Source organism: Hydrogenovibrio halophilus DSM 15072, from assembly GCF_000384235.1.
Lineage (GTDB): Bacteria > Pseudomonadota > Gammaproteobacteria > Thiomicrospirales > Thiomicrospiraceae > Hydrogenovibrio > Hydrogenovibrio halophilus.
Map to the genome: position 1 here is coordinate 2,116,071 of NZ_KB913033.1, position 22,479 is coordinate 2,138,549.

Annotated in this window: 22 protein-coding genes and 1 tRNA gene; 14 read left to right on the forward strand and 9 right to left on the reverse strand. The window is 53.5% G+C overall.

Features of this window, described 5'->3' with window-relative positions:
* The first annotated feature begins 6 nt into the window (after positions 1–6).
* The 7 genes from A377_RS0110175 to A377_RS0110205 all read left to right on the forward strand — a co-directional run bounded on the left by A377_RS0110175 (position 7) and on the right by A377_RS0110205 (position 3,648).
* Positions 7–414 (forward strand): hypothetical protein, encoded by a 408-nt coding sequence (locus A377_RS0110175; protein WP_019896260.1) that lies wholly within the window; start codon positions 7–9, stop codon positions 412–414.
* Between the two features lie 851 nt (positions 415–1,265).
* The gene (locus A377_RS0110180; RefSeq protein ID WP_157760830.1) at positions 1,266–1,988 is read left to right on the forward strand and encodes a hypothetical protein; all 723 of its coding nucleotides are present in this window, start codon (positions 1,266–1,268) and stop codon (positions 1,986–1,988) included.
* Positions 1,981–2,370 carry a hypothetical protein gene (locus A377_RS0110185; protein WP_019896262.1) on the forward strand — a complete coding sequence of 130 codons (390 nt, stop codon included), beginning with the start codon at positions 1,981–1,983 and terminating at the stop codon, positions 2,368–2,370. Before A377_RS0110180 ends, A377_RS0110185 begins: the two co-directional genes overlap by 8 nt.
* Before the next feature lie 43 nt (positions 2,371–2,413).
* Entirely contained in the window at positions 2,414–2,545 is a 132-nt protein-coding gene (locus A377_RS13360; protein ID WP_281168808.1) for a hypothetical protein, read from the forward strand.
* Between the two features lie 2 nt (positions 2,546–2,547).
* Positions 2,548–2,745 (forward strand): sigma factor-like helix-turn-helix DNA-binding protein, encoded by a 198-nt coding sequence (locus tag A377_RS13405; RefSeq protein ID WP_083919149.1) that lies wholly within the window; start codon positions 2,548–2,550, stop codon positions 2,743–2,745.
* On the forward strand, positions 2,708–2,977 hold the full coding sequence (locus A377_RS0110195) for a hypothetical protein (protein WP_019896264.1): 270 nt from the start codon (positions 2,708–2,710) through the stop codon (positions 2,975–2,977). The genes A377_RS13405 and A377_RS0110195 overlap by 38 nt, the downstream gene beginning before the upstream one ends.
* Positions 2,978–3,558: 581 nt before the next feature.
* Positions 3,559–3,648, forward strand: a tRNA-Leu gene (locus A377_RS0110205).
* A 42-nt stretch (positions 3,649–3,690) separates the two neighbouring features.
* Here A377_RS0110205 and A377_RS0110210 read toward each other — a convergent pair.
* The 3 genes from A377_RS0110210 to A377_RS12865 form a co-directional block, all read right to left on the reverse strand.
* The gene (locus A377_RS0110210; RefSeq protein ID WP_019896266.1) at positions 3,691–4,932 is read right to left on the reverse strand and encodes a sensor domain-containing diguanylate cyclase; all 1,242 of its coding nucleotides are present in this window, start codon (positions 4,930–4,932) and stop codon (positions 3,691–3,693) included.
* A 166-nt stretch (positions 4,933–5,098) separates the two neighbouring features.
* Positions 5,099–5,821: a GGDEF domain-containing protein gene (locus A377_RS12860; RefSeq protein ID WP_019896267.1), complete on the reverse strand. Its 723-nt coding sequence runs from the start codon at positions 5,819–5,821 to the stop codon at positions 5,099–5,101.
* Positions 5,822–5,827: 6 nt separating this feature from the next.
* Positions 5,828–6,301 carry an MCP four helix bundle domain-containing protein gene (locus A377_RS12865; protein WP_019896268.1) on the reverse strand — a complete coding sequence of 158 codons (474 nt, stop codon included), beginning with the start codon at positions 6,299–6,301 and terminating at the stop codon, positions 5,828–5,830.
* 667 nt (positions 6,302–6,968) lie between these two features.
* On the opposite strand from A377_RS12865, the gene A377_RS0110225 reads away from it, so the two are divergent.
* Complete coding sequence (locus tag A377_RS0110225) at positions 6,969–8,492, forward strand: multicopper oxidase family protein (RefSeq protein ID WP_019896270.1); 1,524 nt, start codon at positions 6,969–6,971, stop codon at positions 8,490–8,492.
* Positions 8,493–8,521: 29 nt separating this feature from the next.
* The gene (locus tag A377_RS0110230) at positions 8,522–8,740 is read left to right on the forward strand and encodes an SHOCT domain-containing protein (protein WP_019896271.1); all 219 of its coding nucleotides are present in this window, start codon (positions 8,522–8,524) and stop codon (positions 8,738–8,740) included.
* 97 nt (positions 8,741–8,837) lie between these two features.
* Here A377_RS0110230 and A377_RS0110240 read toward each other — a convergent pair whose 3' ends face one another.
* Both A377_RS0110240 and A377_RS0110245 read right to left on the reverse strand, forming a co-directional pair.
* The gene (locus A377_RS0110240) at positions 8,838–9,329 is read right to left on the reverse strand and encodes a DsrE family protein (protein ID WP_028485465.1); all 492 of its coding nucleotides are present in this window, start codon (positions 9,327–9,329) and stop codon (positions 8,838–8,840) included.
* 60 nt (positions 9,330–9,389) lie between these two features.
* Positions 9,390–9,785, reverse strand: coding sequence for a hypothetical protein (locus A377_RS0110245; protein WP_019896273.1), 396 nt, complete (start codon positions 9,783–9,785; stop codon positions 9,390–9,392).
* A 341-nt stretch (positions 9,786–10,126) separates the two neighbouring features.
* On the opposite strand from A377_RS0110245, the gene dbpA reads away from it, so the two are divergent.
* Entirely contained in the window at positions 10,127–11,401 is a 1,275-nt protein-coding gene (gene dbpA / locus A377_RS12560; RefSeq protein ID WP_019896274.1) for an ATP-dependent RNA helicase DbpA, read from the forward strand.
* A gap of 317 nt (positions 11,402–11,718) precedes the next feature.
* On the opposite strand, the gene pxpB is transcribed toward dbpA, so the two are convergent.
* Positions 11,719–13,458 (reverse strand): 5-oxoprolinase subunit PxpB, encoded by a 1,740-nt coding sequence (gene pxpB, locus A377_RS0110255; protein ID WP_019896275.1) that lies wholly within the window; start codon positions 13,456–13,458, stop codon positions 11,719–11,721.
* Positions 13,455–14,168, reverse strand: a complete 714-nt coding sequence (gene pxpA / locus A377_RS0110260) for a 5-oxoprolinase subunit PxpA (protein ID WP_019896276.1) — start codon at positions 14,166–14,168, stop codon at positions 13,455–13,457. The genes pxpB and pxpA overlap by 4 nt, the downstream gene beginning before the upstream one ends.
* A gap of 124 nt (positions 14,169–14,292) precedes the next feature.
* Between pxpA and minC the strand changes: the two genes are divergently transcribed.
* The 3 genes from minC to minE all read left to right on the forward strand — a co-directional run bounded on the left by minC (position 14,293) and on the right by minE (position 16,206).
* Positions 14,293–14,991 carry a septum site-determining protein MinC gene (gene minC, locus A377_RS0110265; protein ID WP_019896277.1) on the forward strand — a complete coding sequence of 233 codons (699 nt, stop codon included), beginning with the start codon at positions 14,293–14,295 and terminating at the stop codon, positions 14,989–14,991.
* A 120-nt stretch (positions 14,992–15,111) separates the two neighbouring features.
* The gene (minD, locus tag A377_RS0110270) at positions 15,112–15,924 is read left to right on the forward strand and encodes a septum site-determining protein MinD (RefSeq protein ID WP_028485466.1); all 813 of its coding nucleotides are present in this window, start codon (positions 15,112–15,114) and stop codon (positions 15,922–15,924) included.
* Between the two features lie 9 nt (positions 15,925–15,933).
* Positions 15,934–16,206, forward strand: a complete 273-nt coding sequence (minE, locus tag A377_RS0110275) for a cell division topological specificity factor MinE (protein WP_019896279.1) — start codon at positions 15,934–15,936, stop codon at positions 16,204–16,206.
* Positions 16,207–16,816: 610 nt separating this feature from the next.
* Here the strand turns inward: minE and A377_RS0110280 are convergent.
* Positions 16,817–17,488 carry a CsiV family protein gene (locus A377_RS0110280; protein ID WP_019896280.1) on the reverse strand — a complete coding sequence of 224 codons (672 nt, stop codon included), beginning with the start codon at positions 17,486–17,488 and terminating at the stop codon, positions 16,817–16,819.
* Positions 17,489–17,505: 17 nt separating this feature from the next.
* On the reverse strand, positions 17,506–21,024 hold the full coding sequence (gene mfd / locus A377_RS0110285; RefSeq protein WP_019896281.1) for a transcription-repair coupling factor: 3,519 nt from the start codon (positions 21,022–21,024) through the stop codon (positions 17,506–17,508).
* A 98-nt stretch (positions 21,025–21,122) separates the two neighbouring features.
* Between mfd and A377_RS0110290 the strand changes: the two genes are divergently transcribed.
* Positions 21,123–22,445, forward strand: a complete 1,323-nt coding sequence (locus A377_RS0110290) for an RND transporter family protein (RefSeq protein ID WP_157760832.1) — start codon at positions 21,123–21,125, stop codon at positions 22,443–22,445.
* Positions 22,446–22,479 lie beyond the last annotated feature (34 nt).

Consider the following 22,479-nt stretch of genomic DNA (forward strand, 5'->3'; position numbering starts at 1 on the left):
AAAAACTTGACCATTACAGAAGCGGACGCATGGTTAAACGGGTTTATCAAAAAGCATGGCCTGGGCACGGTTTACGAGCGTTTTAGCGATTCTTTGCCGCATACTGCAAGCGAGTTTGTGGATTGGGTGATTGAAAACTACAACGCCGCCAATCAAGGCCCATTCGCAAATCTGGGGAACATCTCAAATATTGTATTTGACAGCGTTTTAGAGCATGACGGCCAGTATCATCTGCTAAAGCCTGACATTGTGCTAGATCAGTGGATTGACACAAATTTGAGCATTTCAGAACGCGCGGCCATGCGCAAAAAGAAGCCAGAATTGCGGGAACTCATTTCAGGAGACGGAAAAGGCACTACTGTCAGAACTATAAACGGAAAAACAAGGCGCACGGTTCTTTTAAAAACGGCCTGAGCAAACCCACTAGACTGACCCCCGCAATGGGGGTTTTTTGTGTCTGAATTACATATCCCAATCAAAATTACATGCCAATTACATGGCAGACGTAATTCTCTAGCCCTTGCTGGTGGCGGGTTTCAAGCGAAAATTACATATTTACATGGAAAACCGCAATTCCCACTTCTTTTTTTCTTTTCTCTTAATTTTTTTATTTTTCACAAATTTAGAAAATTGATGTAAATATGTAATTTCAGCCTGAAAGCCCCATCTGGAGCGGGTTTCAAAATTACATGGGGCACGTAATTTAGACGTAATTGATGTAATTGATGTAATTTCACAACCAACGCACGGCTAGACCAAAACCCCCAGATCCAACCACCCCGACCAGATCCCGCTATATGGCCCTGAATCGAGATGCACCCCCAGAGTGGGCCTGAGTTTATTGGTTCAATATGCACCGTAATAAATAATTCAGACCAGAAAGCAATCATTGTGCCAGCGTGTAAATACTTGTTTATGTTAGCTTATGTGACATTGGCACAAGTAATGCTTGCGCACCATAATAGACAAGCGCCCCACGCCTGAGACCGCCGCAAAGCCCCATATTGGCGTTATTTGAGAGGGTGGCCCAATTAGACAACACGCAGGCCCATTCTGCAAAAGGGATCTAAAATCCCGCACCAAGCCCACCACAGCGCCCACGGTCAAACCAGTTGCGTTTGCAGATGCATAAAACCCCATAAATCGACAGCGAAAAAACTCAATAAATTGTTGATTTTACTCGGTTTTTGCTTGTTTTTTGTGTCTGTCTATGTACAATAGTAAGTGTAAGCTATTGATTTAATTCATTTATTGGAGACATGGACATGAAACAAGAAACCGTACAACCAGCAGCAATAAGCCACCCAGCGATCACAGACCGCTATGCTGACACCATCGGCAATACGCCCGAATTTATGGAAAATAAACGAGCAATAAAAACCGGTTGGGAATCATTGCAGTCACTGAATAAGCTGATTGAGCAGCCTAATCCAAGTTTGCCAGCAGGCCAGCGCCTTGAGACGATCCAGACGCGCGCCAAGCAGATTGAGCAGGCCACGGGCCTAGGATTGGAGAGAGCAGTTAAGAACGGTAAAAGCTTGCGCGACAAAGTGGAATCAGAGATCAACGAATCTTTGGACATTAAGCCACGCGGAACCGATTCCGAGACACGGGCCGCCTTGCGCGAAATGTCAGAAACTGAACGAGAAAAGGCTATTGCAAATGCAATCGAAGCGGCTGATTCTGAGATCTTGGGCGCAATCATTCAGGGCAACATGCTCACCACTGGATTGGATGACGCGAACAGAGATAACGTGCGTACTCGTTTTTTGATGAAGAAGAACCCAGACTTGCTGCAAAAGCAGCGCGACGCAGCAGCCGCGAGCGATAAAGCCGAATCCGCCCTGATGGAACTTTACAGCACTGCAAAGAGAGCGCAAGACACCGAGACGCTGGCCAGAGCAAGGGCGGCGCAAGATAAATGGGCAAAAATTGATCAGCAAATTAAAGACGCAGGCTTAACAGGTTGGGGGCAAGAGAATGGCTAGACCTAAAGGAAGCATTAATGCAGCAAACGCAGACCAGCGCGCCCTCAAGAGCTTAAAGTCTTCCGGCGTGATAATCGCCACAAGCGTAATTGAACAGGCCCGTGCTGGATGCGTACAGAGCCAGAAAATGGTCATGGACAAGCTTTTGCCTAATCTGAAAGCTGAATCCAGACCGATTAATTTTGAACTGGACAACAGCGGCAGTCTAAGCCAGCAGGCCCGCGACATTCTAAAGGCGTGTTCAGATGGACACATCTCCCACGAAGCCGCCGCCAGTTTAATCGGTTCATTGTCTGGGATTTTGAAAATTCGGGAAATCGAAGAACTGGAAGCGCGGCTAGATCAACTGGAAACGAGGTTGGCAGAAAATGAAAAAGTCTAATGATGAAGTGGACTATGTCCAAACGACTAACGGAAAACTCACTATGGCGATGATCGGACATTGGCTTGTATTCCGGCAGGATCACGAATCCGAGGAGGGATTCAAGGCCCGTGTTCATCTGGAGCAGGTGGAACTGTCCAAGTTTGATGAGCCATCCGAATTGAACGGCATGTAGTGATGACTGGATCCACTGGCGGACATTCACGACAAGAGGTGGCCGAGGAATTGGGCCTTACCCCTCAACGGATCCGGCAAATTGAAGCAGAGGCCTTGCGTAAACTTGCAAACTATTGCGAGCGCCGAGGAATCCAGCCCGCCGACTTAATGGAGGCATCAGATGAGCCAACTCACAAAAAAACGACTAGCCGCGCTTGATCGTCGGATCGTCGCAAAGAAAGATCGACGGTTGTTTGTGTATTTAACGGACAATCCCGAAGAAGAAGCGACCATTGCCGCCCATAATGAAGCCTTGCAGCTAAATTGGCAACGTGGGGAAAATGAGCCAGTTGGTGATTTTACAGCGCGCATCGAAGCGGATTGCGTCGAGCAGAACCCCGAAGCTATCTTATTTACAATCGAAACGGAGACACGACAATGCGAAAACTAGCAGCACTTGAAAAGCGAATAGCGTTTATGGAACAGACAAACGACAGCGGAATCCGAATATTCAAGTACGATCCAGAGAGTGAACTCACACCGAACGAGCAACTAGATCAGGCTAAAGAGTCAGAACCCAACCGCTGGCCGAACGCTGGGCTTGTGGTCCTGACTTGTGCAGATCGTGACTAGGATGGGTTTTTGTGTCCAAATCTGGCGCTTTCTGAATGCTTTTATATTAGCCGCGCTTGGTTGGTATCAAAGCCAAATTAAACAGCGACAGCGGCAAAGCATGGAGCGATTAGAGCCACTTTAATGAATGCACTATGAATGCAATCGCGCTTGTAAGTTGTTGATTTTTGGTTGCTGAAAATTGCACCCCCTGATCCTACCGAATGCACACCCAATGCAGTTTTTCCCTTGAAATATCCGACATAGATGCTTGCATTTCAAACTACAACGGAATAAAATGCAGACACTTCAAACAACGGAAGCGCTTAAAGAATCAGGATTGCAAATCCGTGTACCTCGGTTCGACTCCGGGTTCCGCCTCCATATTTACTTGTTCCATCCTCTTCATACCCAATCCCGGCCCAGGTGGCGAAATTGGTAGACGCAAGGGACTTAAAATCCCTCGGAGTTAATAACTCCGTGCCGGTTCGATCCCGGCCCTGGGCACCACTTATCCCTCATCACATCTTAAGCTTTCTTTTACAAGTTCCTTTAAAAAGCGACCACACAGTTTCGGCCTTTGTTTTTGGCTTGATAGAGATTGTTGTCGACACGTTCAATGAGGGCATCGATGGGTTCCTGTTGTTGATAGGCGGTGACGCCGAGGGAACAGTGAACCTCAATCTCCTTGCCGTTTTTGTCCAAACACAACTCTGCCGTTCTTGTGCGAATGCTCTCGGCAATCCGAGCGGCTTGCGGTAACGAACGTTGCGGAAGCACGATCATGAACTCCTCTCCGCCCCAACGCACACACATGTCCTCCTGGTGCGTGACTTGCCGAAGCAAATGGGCCAGGGCTTTTAAAACCTCATCGCCAAACAGGTGACCATAGGTGTCGTTAAGGTCCTTGAAATGGTCTATGTCAATCATGATCAATGCCGTGTCCGGGTTTTCCTGCAAAATACGATGCAGTTTGTCCTTCAGGAAACGGCGATTATCGAGTGAGGTTAGCGGGTCTTTGTGCGACAGCATTTGATCGGTGATGTCATGACGGATTGCGATGAATTCGATTAAGGCTCCGTCTTCATCGTAATAGGGAAGGATCTCGGTTTTGGCGATGAATTCACCGCCATATTTGGTACGATTTTTTATGATGCCATTCCATTGATGCGCTTCGTTCAGTTGCTGCCACATCTGCGCAAAAAACGCATCGGTCATTTCTTCATGACGAAGAATGGCATGGGTTTTGCCAATCAACTCGTCAGGTCGATAACCGCTCAGGTCGCAATAAGCGTCCGTGACGTAAGTGATGATGCCTTCCGGGTCGGTTTTGCTGAGCGCCAAATGCTCTTCAATTAATTTTGCATGAAAGTGAAACCGTTTATCCTGTAGCATTTTTTGGTGGCTGTAGAGTTTGATCATTTCATACAGATTCTGGTCCATGATCGTTGCCACGGTTTGTACTTCTTTATGGACGACGTGTTGGCTGTAAAGCGTGTGAATGATGATGTTTTTCAAGGTCGTACAATTCAGAAACACATCTTCGGCGTGCATGTCAGAATCCAGAAAGGTCTCTACCAGTTTGCGCATCGCCGGACAGTCGGGTTTTTTGGTTTGGGTTAGCAGCATTTCGGACAGGTAGTCGAATACCGGTTCTGCGACTTGCGTTTGATAGTGGCTCTTTTCAATGCCGAGGGTATTCAAAATCAGACCCAAAGGTTCCGATTCAACCCAGTTCGACAGAATTTCATGGCGTGATGAATCAAGGGTTTGGTGCGCATTGGCAAGGCTCACAATAGGCTCCTTTTAAGCGCGCTAGTCTTGTCATTCTGACATTTTTCGACCGGAATCACCATGAAAAGGTAAGGGAATTGAGCACCATAAAAGAAAACTGTGTGTGCCAAGGCGTGTCAACGGCTGCTAGGTGGCAGGTTTTTCGTTTGTTTTTCTAACAGCTGCGTTAAACGCCGGTTTTTGTTTTGTTGGCATACATCCGCAGGTCAGCTTGGTGCAACAGGGTTTCGATGGTGGCGCCATCCTCCGGGTAAACGGCGATGCCCTGACTCAAACTGGGAGTGAAAGGTTGGTTTTGGACAGTAATCGGCTCGCTGACGGCATGGTGAATTCTGTCAGACAAACAGGTTATATCGTCTGCTTCAGTGAGCTGGAACAGTATGACAAACTCATCACCGCCCAAACGTGCGACCGCATCGGCCCCTTGTAAATGATGTTTTATGCGCAATGAAACATGGGTGAGCAGTTGATCGCCGACGTTATGGCCATAGGTGTCATTGATGGTTTTGAAATTGTTCAGGTCAATGTAAGCCAACACCAGTTTACGGTGGTTGCGCCGTGCCTGTGACATGGCGGATGCCAGATGTTGAAAAAAAGCACGTCGGTTGAGTAAGCCCGTCAGTTCATCGTGACTGGCCTGGTGTTCCAGTTTTTCACTGAGTTGTTCCAGCTTTGACGCTTTATCATGCAATTGACGGCTCAGTTTCTGCAATGCGCGCGCGGTCAGCCAAGCCATCAGCAGCGCCAATAGAACAATGATGCCACCCAAGCTCAGTGTCAGAGTTTGGCTCCTGTCTGCAACCTTGTGCGCCCGTTCTGAAGCGAGTGCCATCCCTTCGCGTTCATAGCGGCGCAGTGCCTCGATACGCTGGTCAAATTTTCGATCCAAATCAAATCATTCCTGGCTGATGATCTTTTGAGCCGGTTCTACTTCTTCGTTTGCCAACAAGGTCACCACCTTGTTCTGCAATTCGACAATCCGCGGGATTAACGCATCTTGTTTCGCCATCATCGTCAACTCGGTTGGATCATCCAAATGCGCTCTTAACTCGCGCCGTATGCTACCGACTCGATTTCCCCATTTGTCAAATTGCTGGCGGATGGCATCGCGTTCGAATGGGTCGTCGGTAAGCAGTTGGTTGATCAAGCTTTGGTGGCGATTGTAGGCGGCTTCCAGCAAGTCGGTTGACAGTTGAATACGCTGAGCACGTTCATCGGTGATGTGTTCGAGTTCCTGGATGAGTCGTTGATTTTGCCAAAGGCTGTTGCCGATCACCACAAAAAGAGCGATCAACAACAGGGTCATGACGACCAATAGCCGGGTGCCGGTGTGGTTGGTGGCATGATTCAGAAACTGGGTTAAGTGCATTGAACTGATACTCGATCATTTTTATAGGGCCCTTTGCACGAGATCAAAAGACGGCTAAAAATGGGCCTTCAAAAAAGTGGCAAAACAGGTCAACCCCATTCACTTGTCTCGCATTGTCACGAATGTTATGTAAATTAACATATGAAAGTCTCAGCAAAATCTCAAAACAAAAAAAACTCATGAGCGTTTTGTATGGCTGACCCACTTCTTTTCGCCAAATCGAATCTCGCATTCTCTTCCGAATTTCGGGCATCCCAAACCCGTAGGCCTTGATTTCAAGGTCTTTGAATGACCAGTTGCAGAGCCCGCCCTTAATTGGCATGGTCGGCTTCAGCACCGACTTGTACAAAGGTACTCATATGTTTTGTCAACTTTAGATAAATCACAAACCCTGAATCGTCTTATGTAAAAATCAACAGCTTATGAAACCTTTTGGCGTTGCCTTTAACATGAAGAAAGGCACCAAGTCGTTTTAAAAACAAGGCGTTATAAGGGCCTTTTCCTTTACATTGGCGGCTTTTGCAGGCACTGTTGACGCAGAAGCTTTTTCAAAACCATCATCGCGTTGGGCTCAGATCTGAGTTGGCGCACCGTGTTACGGGGGTGACCCCGTTCAGTCGATGCTCTGGCCGCAGTCACGGTGTATTCGCGCTAAAGGATTTCAAAAATGAAAAGACGTGATTTTTTGAGGCAAGGGTTGGGGCTGACTTCCGGTCTGATCACGGCGGCGCATGCGCCTTTTGCCCTTGCGCAAACAGACAGCCAAGCCGCATTTTCAGGCCGTTCTGTTCCACTCAATGATTTTAATTTGCCCGCACTGGAAGAAGGCCAGTCCATTCAAGGCAAACAGGTGTTTACACTGAGTTTGCAGCAGGGCGAAGCGCAAATATTAGGTGACAGGCGCACCGAAACCATCGGCATCAACCAGGGGTTTCTGGCCCCGGTGTTAAGAATGAAAAAAGGTCAGCAGGTCAGGATGGAAGTGCGTAATCGCTTGAATGAAACCGCTGCGATTCACTGGCATGGCATGGTTTTACCGGCCACAGAAGACGGCGGTCCCCATCAGGCGATTGCGCCAAATGACACCTGGGTGGCAGAGTGGAAAATACTCAATGAGCCGTCCACCTTGTTTTATCACTCGCATACGCATAACCAAACGGGCCAACAGGTTTGGCGTGGTCTGGGCGGTCAGATGCAGATTGTGGACGAAGATCGGGATGCCGACCTGGGGATTCCGCATCAATATGGCGTAGACGATTACCCGGTGATCGTGATGGACAGAGCCTTTGATGATTCCGGCCAATTCTATTACAACAACACGCGCATGGGTAAAATGCGCGGTATGCACGGCGATGTGATGTTGGTTAATGGCGTCGCCCACTCCTTGCTCAAACCCGGAAAGACGCTGGTTCGACTGCGTTTGCACAATGCTTCAAACGCCCGTTTTTATCACCTGGCGTTTTCGGACAACCGACCGTTTCAGCTCATTGCCTCGGACGGTGGGATGCTGGAAAACCCAACGACGCTACGCCAAATCCGCCTGGCACCATCCGAACGCGCCGAAATACTGGTCGATCTTTCCGACCGGAAACCCATCACCTTGAAACATTTGAAAGGCTATGGCAACTTGTCCATGGGCATGATGGGAATGGGGATGATGGGTGGAAACGGTTCCGACGATCTCGACCGGGATTTTGATTTGTTGCATATTGACCCGGCCCAGTCCGAGCGTGTGCCAGGGTTTCAAGCCAAACCGTTGGCAACCTTGCCGGACTGGTCTGGCGTAGCGATCGCGACAACCCGGCAAATGAATCTGGAAATGCAGATGGGGCCACAGATGATGTTCGGTTCCGGTGGTTTCACCATCAATGGACAGGCCATGGACATGGACGTCATCAATGAGGTGGTTCAAGCCAATACTTTTGAGATATGGGAGCTGACAAACCCGTCGATGATGCACCACCCATTTCATGTACACAATACGCAATTCAGGGTTCTGGATCGCGACGGTAAAGCGCCTTACCCCTGGGAAAACGGGTATAAGGACGTGGTCACGGTTCACAAAGACGAAACCGTGAGAATTTTGTTTCCAACCGGTCCCTATCGCAATGAGTCCGTGCCTTATATGTACCACTGTCACATTCTGGAACACGAAGATGCGGGCATGATGGGGCAATTTACTGTGGTTTAACCGCACCTGAAAGTGTAGGAGAGAACGTTATGAACTGGGAATTTGGATCGATGCATGGATTTGGCGGAGGCGGTATGTGGTTTTTCTGGCTGATATTATTGGTCGTGATCGTTTTTCTGATTAAGGCATTTATGAATCAGTCAGGTGACAGTCAGACACCGATGCAGATACTGGAAAAACGCTTCGCAAAAGGCGAAATCACCCAAGAGCAATTTGAAGAACAGAAAAGAATTCTGCAATCGAATTGAGATTTGTAAAAGTCGCCGAACTGGGCTTTTTCGCGATCAAATCCTACAAAACCACTCGGCGGCGCGAAAAAGACTGAGTCAGTACACCTGAATCCGGCTAATCAATCCGAATGGTGGCAAAGCCCTGGTTTTCGTATCCCATGATGGACAGGAAGGTGTTGCCGACCAGGGTGATGCCGGTTAATAAATCTCTTTGTACCAGATCAAAACGTCGTGTCGCAATCGAGCAGGCTTCCATGTGTGTGCCGTCGAGTTGTTGGATGTCTGCAATCCGGTCATGCAGCCTTTCTATTTTGGCCGCTCGATCCATGTCCAGCTGGCCCGTATCTTTTGCGATCAATCCAGCCGCGCCCCCGCGAAAGGCAAACACCATTTTCGGTTTCAGGCCCTGGCGAACCATGTCCTGATGGGTTTCTTCAATCACCTCCAGTCGTGCGATCAAGCGCTCAGGGTCGGCAATGGTCACGTCCCAAAGGATTTTCCCAGTGTCCATGCCGGTTATGGCACGGGCATCGTTGGGTTTGTCGCCCAGAGCTAGGGTCGGTACCAGGGCGATGAGCAGCATCAGGCGCGTCAAAATGGCTGTCATGGTCTCCTCCTTGTGGAAGTTGTCATATTTCAGCATAGCAAAATTGTGCGGATGAGATGATCAGGCTTTGGGTTTTTGTTTGAGCCGGGTCTGGTCAAACTCGCTCAACAGATCGTACACAAACAGATTGCGCTTGCGGTGACGCCCGACGTCGCGTTTACGCGGATAAGGCTTGGGACTGTGACAAGCTGGGTGACGGGTCCAGGCGGGAGAGCCAAGTGCCAAGCATTCACACAGTTCATCCACTAAGGCGGCAAACAGTGCAAGGCTGGTAGGGTGGCGCTGTCTGGCTGCATTGACCTTGAAGTCGTTCAAATTTTTTTCAATCTGCGCCCGCGTAGCCATTAACAGCAAGCCGTTGAGGTATTCCCGGTTGGCTGATGGCGCATTGATGGGGTCCGTTTCCAGAAGATCAATGTACTGGTCAAAAGTGTGTTCCAGGCTTTGAATGTGCATGAGGGAGACTATATCAAAAACCGGCTCAAAGCAGCACAAAATAAAAAAATATTGGGTGAAATACCCATTGTAAGCAATTGAAATGAAAGATTAAAAAATGCTGTTTTTACTCTGCTTTGACCGTTTTAAAACGCTACAATAGCCCACAGTTTAACCCCATTACTTTTCAGCCTGTGTTCCCCTTTTGTGTGGCGCACGTCAGCACAAAGGACATTTCTTGAATTCGCTTACCTTTTCAGCGCTGGGTTTGCACTCTGACCTGCTTAATAACTTAGACACATTGGGCTATCACCAACCTACCGAGATTCAGGCACAAAGCCTGCCGAAGCCTGCCGCCCATTTTGGCTGGAAAAGATGTAATTGCGCAGGGTAAAACCGGCTCAGGCAAAACTGCCGCGTTTGGTTTGGGATTACTGCAAACGCTCGATCCCAAACGCTTTCAGGTGCAGGCTTTGGTGCTTTGCCCAACCCGCGAACTGGCCGATCAGGTTGCCGAAGAAATTCGCCGTCTGGCGAGGCGTTTGACCAATATCAAAGTGCTGACGCTATGCGGCGGCCAGTCCATCGGCGTGCAATTGAGCTCGTTGCAACAGGGTGCGCACATTATTGTCGGCACGCCGGGACGGATCGAAGAGCATTTGCGCAAACAGACGCTCAAATTCGATCAACTGAAAACGCTGGTGCTGGACGAAGCCGATCGCATGCTCGACATGGGCTTTCAACCTTCGATTGACGCGATTATGCAACAGGTGCCCAGCCCACGCCAGACGCTGTTGTTCAGCGCCACCTTTCCCAAAGAGATCAAACGGATCAGCGAACGCCTGATGCAAGCCGCGGTGCGCGTTCAGGTCGAATCCAAACACGATCACGCCAGCATTGCCCAGCATTTTTACCGGGTTAACAGCGACGATCAACGCCTGACCGCACTGCGTTTGCTGCTGTTGCAAACCCACCCCGAATCCAGCGTGGTGTTTTGCAACACCAAAAAAGACGCGCAAATGGTCGCCGATGCACTGCGAGAAGCGGGATTCAGTGCGCAGGCATTGCATGGCGATATCGAACAGCGCGACCGCGATCAAACCCTGATACAGTTTGCCAATAAAAGCATTGCCGTTCTGGTTGCCACCGATGTGGCTGCACGAGGACTGGACATTGATGCGCTGGATGCGGTGATCAACTTTCACCTTGCTCACGATCCGGAAGTGCATGTGCATCGGATTGGGCGCACCGGACGCGCCGGAAGCAAAGGCCTCGCCGCCAGCCTGATCAGTGACAAAGAAAGCTATAAAGTCGCGGTGTTGGCCGACTATCTGGGTCAGGCCATCGAGCCGGAACCACTGCCGAATTCAAGCCTGCTCAAACAAACGCCTTTGCCCGCCAGGATGCTCACCATCCAGATCGATGGCGGCAAAAAACAAAAGCTTCGCCCCGGCGATATTCTCGGCGCGCTCACGGCCAACCAGCAACTGACGGGCGAGCAAATCGGCAAAATCAAAATCACCAGCGTTCGCGCCTACGTTGCTGTGGATCGCCAGATCGCCAAACATGCGCTCAAACAAATCAGCGCCGGTAAGCTCAAAGGCAAAAACTTCCGCGCCCGCATCCTGAGCCGCTAGGTCCCCCAAAACCATCGCCCGGCGGCGCGGTGTCAGAGTGCTGCCTGTTTTTCTGTTTTTTTCACGCTGCCAGCCAGTTAGCTCACGGTCCGATAAAAAGCTCATTACGGTGTTTCTGATCTCGTGCAAAGGGCGCCATAAAAAGTTGGCCGGGGGAGAAAAAACCAGCGCACCAAAGTGGCTAAGGAAGGAAGGTATGGCTGTGCGCTGGGAACACTTGAAATGAAGCAACAACTTCATACGATTTTTATTTTACGGTTTTTTGTTTCTTGTACAAGTGTTGTATATGAAAAAGATCGAGTTTTGACCAGGCCTGGTCAAAAATAAGATTTGTTGGCCCAGAAACTGAGCCAGTGGTGTTGTTTCAGTTCGGCGGCCCGAGCGCTGATCGGTTGGAGTTGAATGCGGGTGCCGGGTTGCGCCTGGGCCAGTCGGTACAGGTCTTGTGGCAGGACCGTGCCGATTTTGGGGTAGCCACCGATGGTAGGACGGTCGGCCTGCATCACAATCGGTTCGCCGTTGGGCGGGATTTGAATGCTGCCATCGGCCATGGGCTCGGACAGCAATTTTTGATAGGGCACCTCAATCGGCTGTTCGGGTTTCAGGCGGGTCGCAATGCGGTTGCTCTGTGACGACACCCGAACGTTTTGCTGTAACAGGCTCTGTTGCGACGATTTTGAAAAGTCCTGCCATTGAAACGCGGGCACAAAGCGCAGAGTCAGCTCGGAGGACGGCAGGGTCATCAGGCTGGCAGGCAGTTGGCGCTCTGGCCATGTCTGACTGGGAGGTACTTGATTGGACAGAAGCGGCAGTCTGTCCTTGAGTTGCAACGGTTGGCCCAGGTTTTCCCGTCCATTGAACGAACGGCTTTGAAAAAACACCGGCGTTTGCCAGCCGCCGCTGACCGCAAAATAGGCGAACAGGCCCTGTCTGGGTCTGTGCCAGTGCAAGCGGTCGCCGGGGTGGATGGCAAATGCCTGGTATCGCGGCTGGGGATGGCCATTCACGCGAAGATCCAAATCGGCTCCGGTGACCACGCCAAACGTGCTGGCTTTCGCCTCCAGCTCACAGCCACCCATTGGGATTTCCAGCACGGCACAGTCCAGCGGTTGATTCAGCAGCCAATTGGCCGCAAACAGGGCGGTCTTGTCGAGCGCGCCACTGGGTGCCAGCCCTTGGTGTTGCAACCCGATGCGTCCGTCATCCTGAATGCTGGCACCGAAGGCATTGCGCTTCACCCTAAACCCGTTTGTTGTGTCCTTGATTCTGGTTGGCGTGGCGGCCTCGGTTTTCATAGGTTGTTCGGATTGAATCCGATCAAATGTGGCCCGGTCGATGGGCTGAAAACGCACCCGGTCGCCCACCTGAAACCGGTCCAGATTGTCAGGGTTGTTCAGGCTGAAATCCAAAGGGGTGCGCCCAATGATCTGCCAACCCGCCGGGGTGTCGATGGGATAAACCGCGGTTTGGCGGTCGGCGATGGCGACGGAACCGGCGGGAACCGTCAGCCGTGGTTCGGCGTGGCGCGGCGCGGCCAGGTCTTCCGGCAATTGGCCCAGATAGGCAAAGCCGGGGCTGAAGCCAATGGCATGGACCTGATAGGTCTGCTCGGCATGGCGTTGCGCCAGTGCTTGCGGTGTGGTGTTCTTGGCGTCGGCCAGCGCTTTCAGGTCAAAGCCGAAGGCCGGGTCGTAACAGACGGGCAGTTCAATCAGGCGGCCGTTGTCAGGATTCTCGTTTTCAAGGATTTCGTGATCATAAACAGGTGCTTGCAGCAGAGAGTCAAGACGGTGTGTGATGGAGGCAAGCGTGGTTTGCGTCAGGTCGCACTGCAACCACAGGCTGGCGTAAGCGGGCACCAGATTGACAAACGTGCCCGCTGGAAACGCCTGTTGCAAGCGCTGGCGAAACGCTCGGATGCGTTGCGGAAGCGCCTCCTCCATCATCGGCCGGGCCTGCGGTTGTGGCCGCCAGGTCAGCAAAAGGCTGTCGGCGGACACCGTTTGCCAGTCGATCTGCCAGTCAGTTCGATGATTCTGCGGGTCGGTTTGGCTCATGCGCGTCCTTGACCGGTGTCATTGAGTTGAACCAGCGCCGCCACCGAGGCCGGGTTGTCGGAATGAAAACACAGGCTTTGCGCCTGCATCGGATGGTTTGGGTCCCGGGTCTGCTGATGAAACAACCAGGCCTGGTCAATAATGGTTTGGGGCGCGTCATAGAGACTGTGGGCTTCGCTTCTGGGTGCGAGTTGGCCGTCTGTCTGATAGCGCCGGTCGGCAAAGGCTTCCCAGATCAGCGGAATCGCCTTACGTTGGGCAATGGTTTCAAACGCCTCGGATTCGGGCAGCCATTGCACCATCAGCGCCACCCCGGGAAAACGCGCGCTCACCCAGTCGGTCAGTCGTTCAAACAGGGCTTCGGAGCGCATCATGTCCAGATAGAGCGCGCCGTGGGGCTTGATGTGATGCAAGGGCTGGTCATGGGCCTCGGCCAGCCGGAGCAGACAGCTGACCTGCTCGGTCAGGGTCTGTTCCAGTTCCGGCCACGGAAGGGGCAAAGAGCGGCGGCCAAAATGGGTTTTGTCGGGATAGCTGGGGTGGGCGCCAATCGCCACCTGGTGCTCCGCTGCCAGCTTGAGCGTGCGTTCGATGGTTTCGACGTCGCCTGCGTGACCGCCGCAGGCAATATTGGCCAGATCAATGTGAGCCATCACTGCAGCATCGATGCGGGCGTCGGCGTGTTCGCCCAGATCGCAATTTTTCAGCATGGCGATTGCCTCGTCCTTGGGTGGGGTGGGTTGAACCGCTTGGGGCCTTATTGGGTCTTTACTGTCAACGCCCGCTCAAGTAATATGGCCGTTTTTCAGCCAACTGCGAGCAAACGCCTATTCTATGAGCAAAATAATCGATTTGAAAGGGTCCATTTTGTCGTTGACGGTGTTGAAGCTGTACGACGACCGGTTTGAGGTCACGCGCGATGCCCTGGAACAGAAGGTGGCGCAGGCCCCGGATTTTTTTGTGGGCATTCCGGTGGTGCTGGAGCCGCAGGTGGCGCTGGCGGATGCGACCTTTTTGGCGTTGCTGGTGGAGTTTCTGCATCAGAAGCGGATGATTCCGATTGGGGTTCGGACCGAAGACGAGCAGATCAAGGAACAGGCCGAATACGCGGGGCTGGCGATTTTCCCCAATACGCCGGACAAACCGGCCCGTCCGGAAAAACCCCGGGCCGCATCGAGCGAAGACGAAGCCGGATTGAAATCGGCGTTGATGATTGCAGGCTCGGTCCGGTCGGGGCAGCAGGTATACGCCAAAGATCGCGATGTGGTGGTGATGGGCTCGGTCAATCCGGGTGCCGAAGTGGTCGCAGATGGCCACGTGCATGTGATGGGCACGGTCATGGGCAAGGTGTTTGCCGGTTCGTCCGGAGAAACCGGCGCGCGGATTTTTGCCAATCGCCTGAACCCGGAACTGGTCTGCATCGCCGGAATGTATCAGTTGGCCGAAGACATTGACGATCAGTTCAAGAACGGGTTTATGGAAGTGCGGCTGGAAAACGACAAGCTGGTTTTCAACCCGGATTGTTTGAATTAAGGCGAACTGAAACCGTTATAATAACGTCCAAATTAGGATAATACGCGCCTTTCGCAGAGCTCAGAAACGCTTTCTGGGTTTCGCGGGCAAGGCGCCTGAAATCGAACAGGAGAATGGAAGGTGTCACGAGTCATTGTTGTTACCTCGGGGAAAGGCGGTGTGGGCAAAACCACCACCAGCGCAAGTTTGGCGGCCGGACTGGCCAAAAAAGGCTACAAGGTCGCCGTCATCGACTTTGATGTGGGGTTGCGCAACCTGGATCTGATCATGGGCTGTGAGCGCCGTGTGGTCTACGACTTTGTCAATGTGGTGCAGGGCGAAGCCAATCTGAAGCAGGCTCTGATCCGGGACAAGCGGGTCGACAACCTGTACATTCTGGCGGCGTCTCAGACGCGCGACAAAGACGCCTTGACCGAAGAAGGCGTGGGCAAGGTCATTGACGATCTGAAAGCCGACGGCTTTGATTTCATTGTCTGTGATTCGCCGGCCGGGATCGAGAAGGGCGCGCAACTGGCACTGTATTATGCCGACGAAGCCATTGTGGTGACCAACCCCGAAGTGTCTTCCGTGCGTGACTCGGACCGGATTCTGGGCATTCTCCAGGCCAAATCGCGTCGTGCCGAATCGGGCGATGCGCCGATCAGTGAGCATCTGGTACTGACCCGTTACAACCCGGAACGCGTCGACAGCGGCGACATGCTGGCCGTGGACGATGTGGTGGATCTGCTGAAGGTGCCGCTGTTGGGCGTGGTGCCGGAATCGCAACAGGTGCTGAACGCGTCCAACGCCGGGGAACCGGTGATTCTGGACGAAGAATCCGACGCGGCACAGGCCTACATGGATGTGGTGGACCGTTTTCTGGGCGAAGAAAAGGAACACCGCTTTCTGACCGCCGAGAAAAAAGGCCTTTTCTCGAAATTTTTTGGGAAATAGGGGGCGGACATGGCATTATTAGACTATCTGTTGGGACAGAAAAAGCAAAAATCCGCGAGCATGGCCAAAGACCGCCTGCAAATTCTGCTGGCGCATGAGCGTGGGGATCGACGTGCGCCGGAATACCTTCCGCAGATGCGCGAAGAGATCATGCAGGTGATCGCCAAGTATGTGACCGTTGATCAGGAGCAATTGCAGATTTCGATTGACGAAGCCAATGGTTTTGAAGTGCTGGAACTGAACCTGGTGTTGCCGGACGAGCAGAAATCCGCCAAATCATAAATATGATTGGCGGGGCGCAGGCCCGAAACCCACAAAACTGACCAGGCCTGGTGAAAACCGGTCGCAGAAAAACAAAAACCGCCTATGCAAACGCATCAGGCGGTTTTTTTATGTCTTTTAAAGGTCATGCAAACGCTTGGCAAGCTGTCCCGTCGGCAAAAGTCTCTTCGGCTTCGCTCAGGGTGACAGTGTATTTTGACCAGGCCTGGTGGTTTTGTTGATGATTCAGCCAAGTTGATTGTTGTGCTCGCTCTTTTTTACAGCGCAAGAGCAGAGATGTTCATTTTTTACTTGTGTAAAAAACGAACCAAAAAAACACACCCAGCACACGCTTTCTGTGCGTTCTAGGCCTTGCCACAGGGCCCTTGCGAACTCGCTTCGCTCGGACAGCGCAAGGAACATTTCCTGTGGCAAGGCCAAGAAGCACAACGAAATCTTTGTGATGGGACCCTGACAACCCCAGCAGTTGATCACCGGTTTTTTTCGGTTGGTATTGGGTTTTGGTATCGCGACCGAAGAGGAGGAATCTTTTAGAGGGCGTACGCTGATCGGGCAATCTTTCGGTTTCGAGTGAATGCTTGGGCAGATTGGGCATTTCGTCCAAACAGACTCATTCGCCGAGATACTGAATCTGCACCAGTGCGCCGAAGATGGGGTGGTCGAAGTAATGCAGTTCGCCCGATTTGATTTTGCGCGCTTCTTTCAGCTGGAAATGCCAGTAATCGGGCAGAAGCTCAAGCTCGGTTTGCTGCTGCTCGGCAAAGGCTTCCCGCACTCGGCTGGGAATGCGGCGTTCCAGCCCCAGGTTCAGGCGAACATGTGCATAGCGCGATTTGTAAAAGGTGATTTTGCCGAACAGTCGCGATTGATAGGCATTGCCTGGCAACACTTCGATTTTAAAGGGTTCGCTTTGATCCTCCGGTTCGCCCGTGATCACCCAGGCCTGGTGAAAAAGCTTGTTATAGCCTTTTTCCCGGGTCATTTTTTGGGCTTCCTCATCCAGGCGGTGCACTTTGGGGTTGAGCGGGGTGGGCATGGAACGCAGCTTCGGCCAGTTGGGCAGAATGTCTTCGGCGGTTTTCCGGGGCCAGTATTCTTCGGTCCAGCCTTTCAGTGCCAGGGTTTCAAACACAATGATTTCCACATGGTATCGCGGCAACTTTTCTGCGGCGTGGCTCTGGCTGACCATCAGAAAGGCGGCCAGCAAAGCGGACAGCCCGGCCACCATCATTTGGCGAAAACGCTGATCTCCCCGCGCGGACAGTCGTGTGAACAATGGCATAGTCGGTTCCTTGTCGGTTATCGGTTGTCTGCCGGGCGCAAACTGGCGGCAATGGTTTCAATCGCGGCAATGCGTTCGTCCACTTCCGGCATCTCTGCAAAATATTTTAATTCACTCTGGCCTTTGAGTTGGTAATACTTTGGGTGCGCCTGAATCAATTGAATCAACGCCGTCGGGTCGATATTGGGGTGCGCGCCGAATTGAAAGCGAATCAGGCTGTCGTGGGCTTCGACCTTCTGCAGATTCAGCGGGGCCAGTTTCAGCTTGAGCGCGGTGGCTTCCAGCAGGTGGTAAACCTGAGTAGGGAGCAGGCCGAAGCGGTCAATCATTTCCACTTTGAGTTCGTTCAGGGCGGCTTCGGTTTCGGCGCTGGCAATGCGTTTGTAAAACACCAGCCGTGTGTGGATGTCGGGCAGATAGTCTTCCGGAATCAGCGTGGGCACGCCCAGGGTGACTTCCACGCCGGCATTCTGAGCCTGATCCAGACTCAGCGTCTGACCCGATTTGAGCGCCTTGACCGCCCGCTCCAGCAATTCGGAATAAAGGGTGAAACCGACTTCCTGAATCTGGCCGGATTGGCCGTCGCCCAGCAGTTCGCCTGCGCCCCGAATTTCCAGATCGTGACTGGCGAGCATGAACCCGGCCCCAAGGGTGTCGTGTTTGGCAATCGCTTCCAGACGCTTGCGTGCATCGTCGGTGATGGCGCGCGCGCCGGGCGTGAACATGTAAGCGTAGGCCTTGTGGTGCGAGCGTCCGACGCGACCGCGCAGCTGGTGCAACTGGGCCAGCCCGAATTTGTCGGCACGGTGAATCAGAATGGTGTTGGCGGTGGGAATGTCGATCCCGGTTTCGATGATGGTGGAGCACACCAGTATCTGGAAACGACGATGATAAAAATCCTGCATCACCCGTTCCAGTTCGGTTTCGTGCATTTGCCCGTGTGCGGTGCGGACCCGGACTTCGGGCAGCAGCGTTTGCATGTCTTCGGCCATGGCTTCGATTTTGTCGACTTCGTTGAAGAGCACATACACCTGGCCCCCGCGCCGGATTTCACGCAGACAGGCTTCGCGTACCACGTCCCGGTTCCATTCCTGGACAAAGGTCTGCACCGCCAGGCGCTTGGCAGGGGCGGTGGCAATGATCGACAGATCGCGCAGGTCGTTCATGGCCATGTTCAGAGTGCGTGGAATCGGGGTGGCGGTCATGTTCAAAACATCGACCGAGGCGCGCAGCTTTTTGAGCTGTTCTTTCTGGCGCACGCCAAAACGGTGTTCTTCGTCGATGATGATCAGTCCCAGGTTTTTAAACGCCATGGTTTTCTGGATCAGTTTGTGGGTCCCGATCAGAATGTCGACGTCGCCCTTTGAGACGGCTTCCATAATCGATTTGGTTTCCTTGGCGCTCTGAAAACGCGACAGGCCTTCAATCCGCATCGGCCAGTCGGCAAAGCGATCGCGAAAGCTTTCCATGTGTTGTTGCGCCAGCAGAGTGGTCGGCACCAGAATCGCCACCTGTTTGCCGCTGTAGGCGGCAATGAATGCGGCGCGCATGGCCACTTCGGTTTTGCCGAAACCGACGTCGCCGCAGACCAGACGGTCCATCGGGCGTTCGGCCTGCATGTCGGCCTCGACGGCCTCAATCGCCGCTTCCTGATCCGGGGTTTCTTCAAACGGAAAGGCGGCGGCAAAACGGGTGTAGGCGTCTTCGTCGGTTTCAAAAGCGTGGCCTTTGCGCGCTTCGCGCTGGGCGTAGATGTCCAGCAGTTCGGCGGCGACATCGCGTACCTTTTCGGCGGCTTTTTTCTTGGCTTTTTCCCACTTGTCGGAGCCCAGTTTGTGCAGCGGGGCGGTGTCGGCGTTGGCGCCGGTATAACGGCTGATCAGGTGCAGCGAGGTCACCGGCACATACAATTTGGCTTCGCCCGCGTATTCGATCATCAGAAATTCCTGATCTTCGCCCTGAATCGACATGGTTTCCAGCCCCAGATAGCGGCCGACACCGTGGTCGTAGTGCACCACCGGCTGGCCGATGTCGAGTTCGATCAGGTTGGCGACCGCCTGGTCGAATTCGCTGTGTTTGCGTCGGCGGCGACGCTTCTGGATCACCGTCTGCCCGAAAATGTCGGCTTCGGCAATCAGGGCCAGATCGGGCGTGACCAGCGAATGTTCCACCGGCCCGATCACCACCCGGTAAGGTGCGGTATCGGCCAGGGCCTGGTCCCAGTTCTTCGGTTGGCTGAGTTCGCCGGACGCCACCAGTTTGTGACGTTTGAGCAACGTGACCAGCGTTTCGCGGCGCCCGGCCGATTCGGCAATGAAAATCACCGGCGCATGATGGTCCTGTCGGTATTGGTCCAGAAACGCATTGAGCCGCGCCAAAGGGTAGTCGCTGTCGGACTGGATCTGCAGCGGCGGCACGGTCAGCCATTGAAATTCGGCTCGGTGCTTGCGCGCTTTGGTGGACGCCGTTTCGTCGGAAACCAGCTGTACACGGGGTCTGGCAGCCAGTTCGCGCATCAGGGCGTCTTCGCGCAGAATCAGCTCCTGCGGCGGCAAAACCGGGTAATCGGGGTTGTGGCGGGCAATGTCGTAGCGTTCCTGAAAATCGGCCCAGTTGAGTTCGATCGCATGGGTCAGGTCGCCGGTCATGACCACTCGGCTGGATTGCGGCAGGTAATCAAACAAGGTGGCGGTCTGTTCGAAAAACAGGGGCAGGTAGTATTCCAGCCCATCCAGCGTCTGGCCGTTTTTGACGGTCTGATATAGCTGGCTGTCGCGGGCGTTGTCGCCGAAATGGGTCAGGCATTGCTGGCGGAAATGGGCCCGGCCGGTGGCGCCGAGGTCGTATTCCTTGGCAGGCAGTAGCTCGATTCGTTCAACCTGATCGGTGCTGCGCTGGGTTTCCGGGTCAAAACAGCGGATGGTTTCGATTTCGTCGTCAAACAAGTCGAGACGATAGGGCCGTTCCGCGCCCATGGGAAACAGGTCGATCAAGGCACCGCGAATCGCAAATTCGCCATGCTCCATCACCTGGGTCACCCGCTGATAGCCGCTCATTTCCAGTTGCTGGATCAGGGCGTCGATGTCCAGCGTCTGTTCGGTTTCCAGCAGAAAGGTGTATTGCTCGATGAAATCCGACGGCACCACTCGCTGCATCAGAGTGTTGACGGGCAACACCAGAATGCCCTGTTTGAGTCGTGGCAGTTGGTAAAGCGTTTTCAGACGCTGGGAGATGATGTCCTGATGCGGCGAAAACTGATCGTAGGGCAGGGTTTCCCACTCAGGGAAGCCGATCACCGGCAACGAATCCGGGGCAAAGAAGCGCAACAGACGCGTCATCTGGTCGGCCCCGGTCATGTCCTGGGTCAGCAAAACCACCAGGCCTGGTGATTTTTGTGCCAGTGCGGTCACGGCCAGCGCCTGTTCGGGCGGATGGGGCAGATGCCACCATTGCTGGGTATGGTCGTCTGCCGGATTGGGCAGGTCGGACTGGATCAGTGAATGAGCGGTTTGTGACTTTTGCGGCTTTTGTGGCATATGGGCGCTGGAACTTTTATAAAATGGGCGCCATTCTACCAAAAGGCCGGTTGCAGACGCATGAAAACTTGCGTCCGTGCCGGCAAAGCGAGGCTACGATGTCGTCACAAGGAATAGGCAATTGGGTATTTGTGCTCTGGCATTACCAGTGCTGGGCCACACGCGGGTTTGCTGTGGTTGCCGTGGGATTGCTTCTGGGGCTGGGGCATCTGCTGGACAGCCACAGTCCCTGGCTTTCGCTGTGGCAAAGTCCGCACTGGGGCTGGGGGCTGGCGGTGTTTGGGGTCACTTTTGCGGTCAGTGCCTGGTCACTCGATTCTTGGAAGGCGGCAACGCTGCTGTTCGGGATCACTTTGCTGGTGATGCTGACCACCCTGGTCGGCGTCGGACTGCTGGTGCCGGACTTGTCAACGCAGGCACCAATGGGTCTGCAAACGCAGGATCTGTCGGCGATGCTGGCAATGTTGGCCTGGGTGGTGGTCTGGATGATGGCGCTCAGCAATGGGTTGCACATTATCATGACCTGGCTGCGCGAAATGGCGCGGGGTCTGTATCAGCACGATGCGCTGGCCGAAGCGCTGAAACTGACCATCGGCCCGGTCGCCCTGTCGAATCTGACCACCGCACTGGGGTTTGCCGCCGCGGCCTGGGTGGCACCAACGCTTTCGGATATGGCCTGGGCCGTGGGGCTGGCGGCGGCGGTGTCGGTGCTGCTGTATCTGATCCTGTTCCCGTGGTGGGGCATGCGCGGGCAAATGCCATTTCGAGTGGGTCATACCGCCGACCGCCATGGACTGGTTCGCCTCACTCGCTGGATGCAGGCCTGGCCGCGGGTGTTTTACTGGCTGGGCTGGGGCGTCTGGGGGATGAGTCTGTTCTGGGTCGTCTGGCTGTTTGAGGCTTTGTTTGCGTTGACCGCCGTCTGGGGCCTGCTGCTGGCCAGCGGGCTGCTGTTATGGGCGTATTGGCAGAGTCTGCGGCTGAGTCTGCAGGTGGTGGCAACGGTGGCGGTGTCTTTGGTGTGGGTGCTGGCGGCTGTGACCGGCTGGCAGGCGTGGCAGGGCAGTAATTTGGGTCTGCCGCTGGCTTTGCTGTTTGTGATCCCGATGGGCATGATTCTGGACGATGCGGTGCATTATTACACCCGTTATCGTCGCGCCCAACAGACAACGCTGCTGAACACCGCAGAAGCCTGTCATCGCTATGCGCTCAGCTCGGTGGGACGCCCCATCTGGGTCACGTCGCTGGTGCTGGCCAGCGGGCTGGGCGTGCTGGCTCTGACCGGTGACCCCGTGATGGTGTCTCTGGCTCTGGTGACCGTCAGCGGACTGGTGATCACAGCGTATCAATTGTTGCTGTGGCAACCGGCACAAGCCATGGCACGCAACCCTAAGCACAATCCCAGTGATCCGGCAAATTGAAAATCGTTTATGCGGGTCATTGGTTTTTTTGATT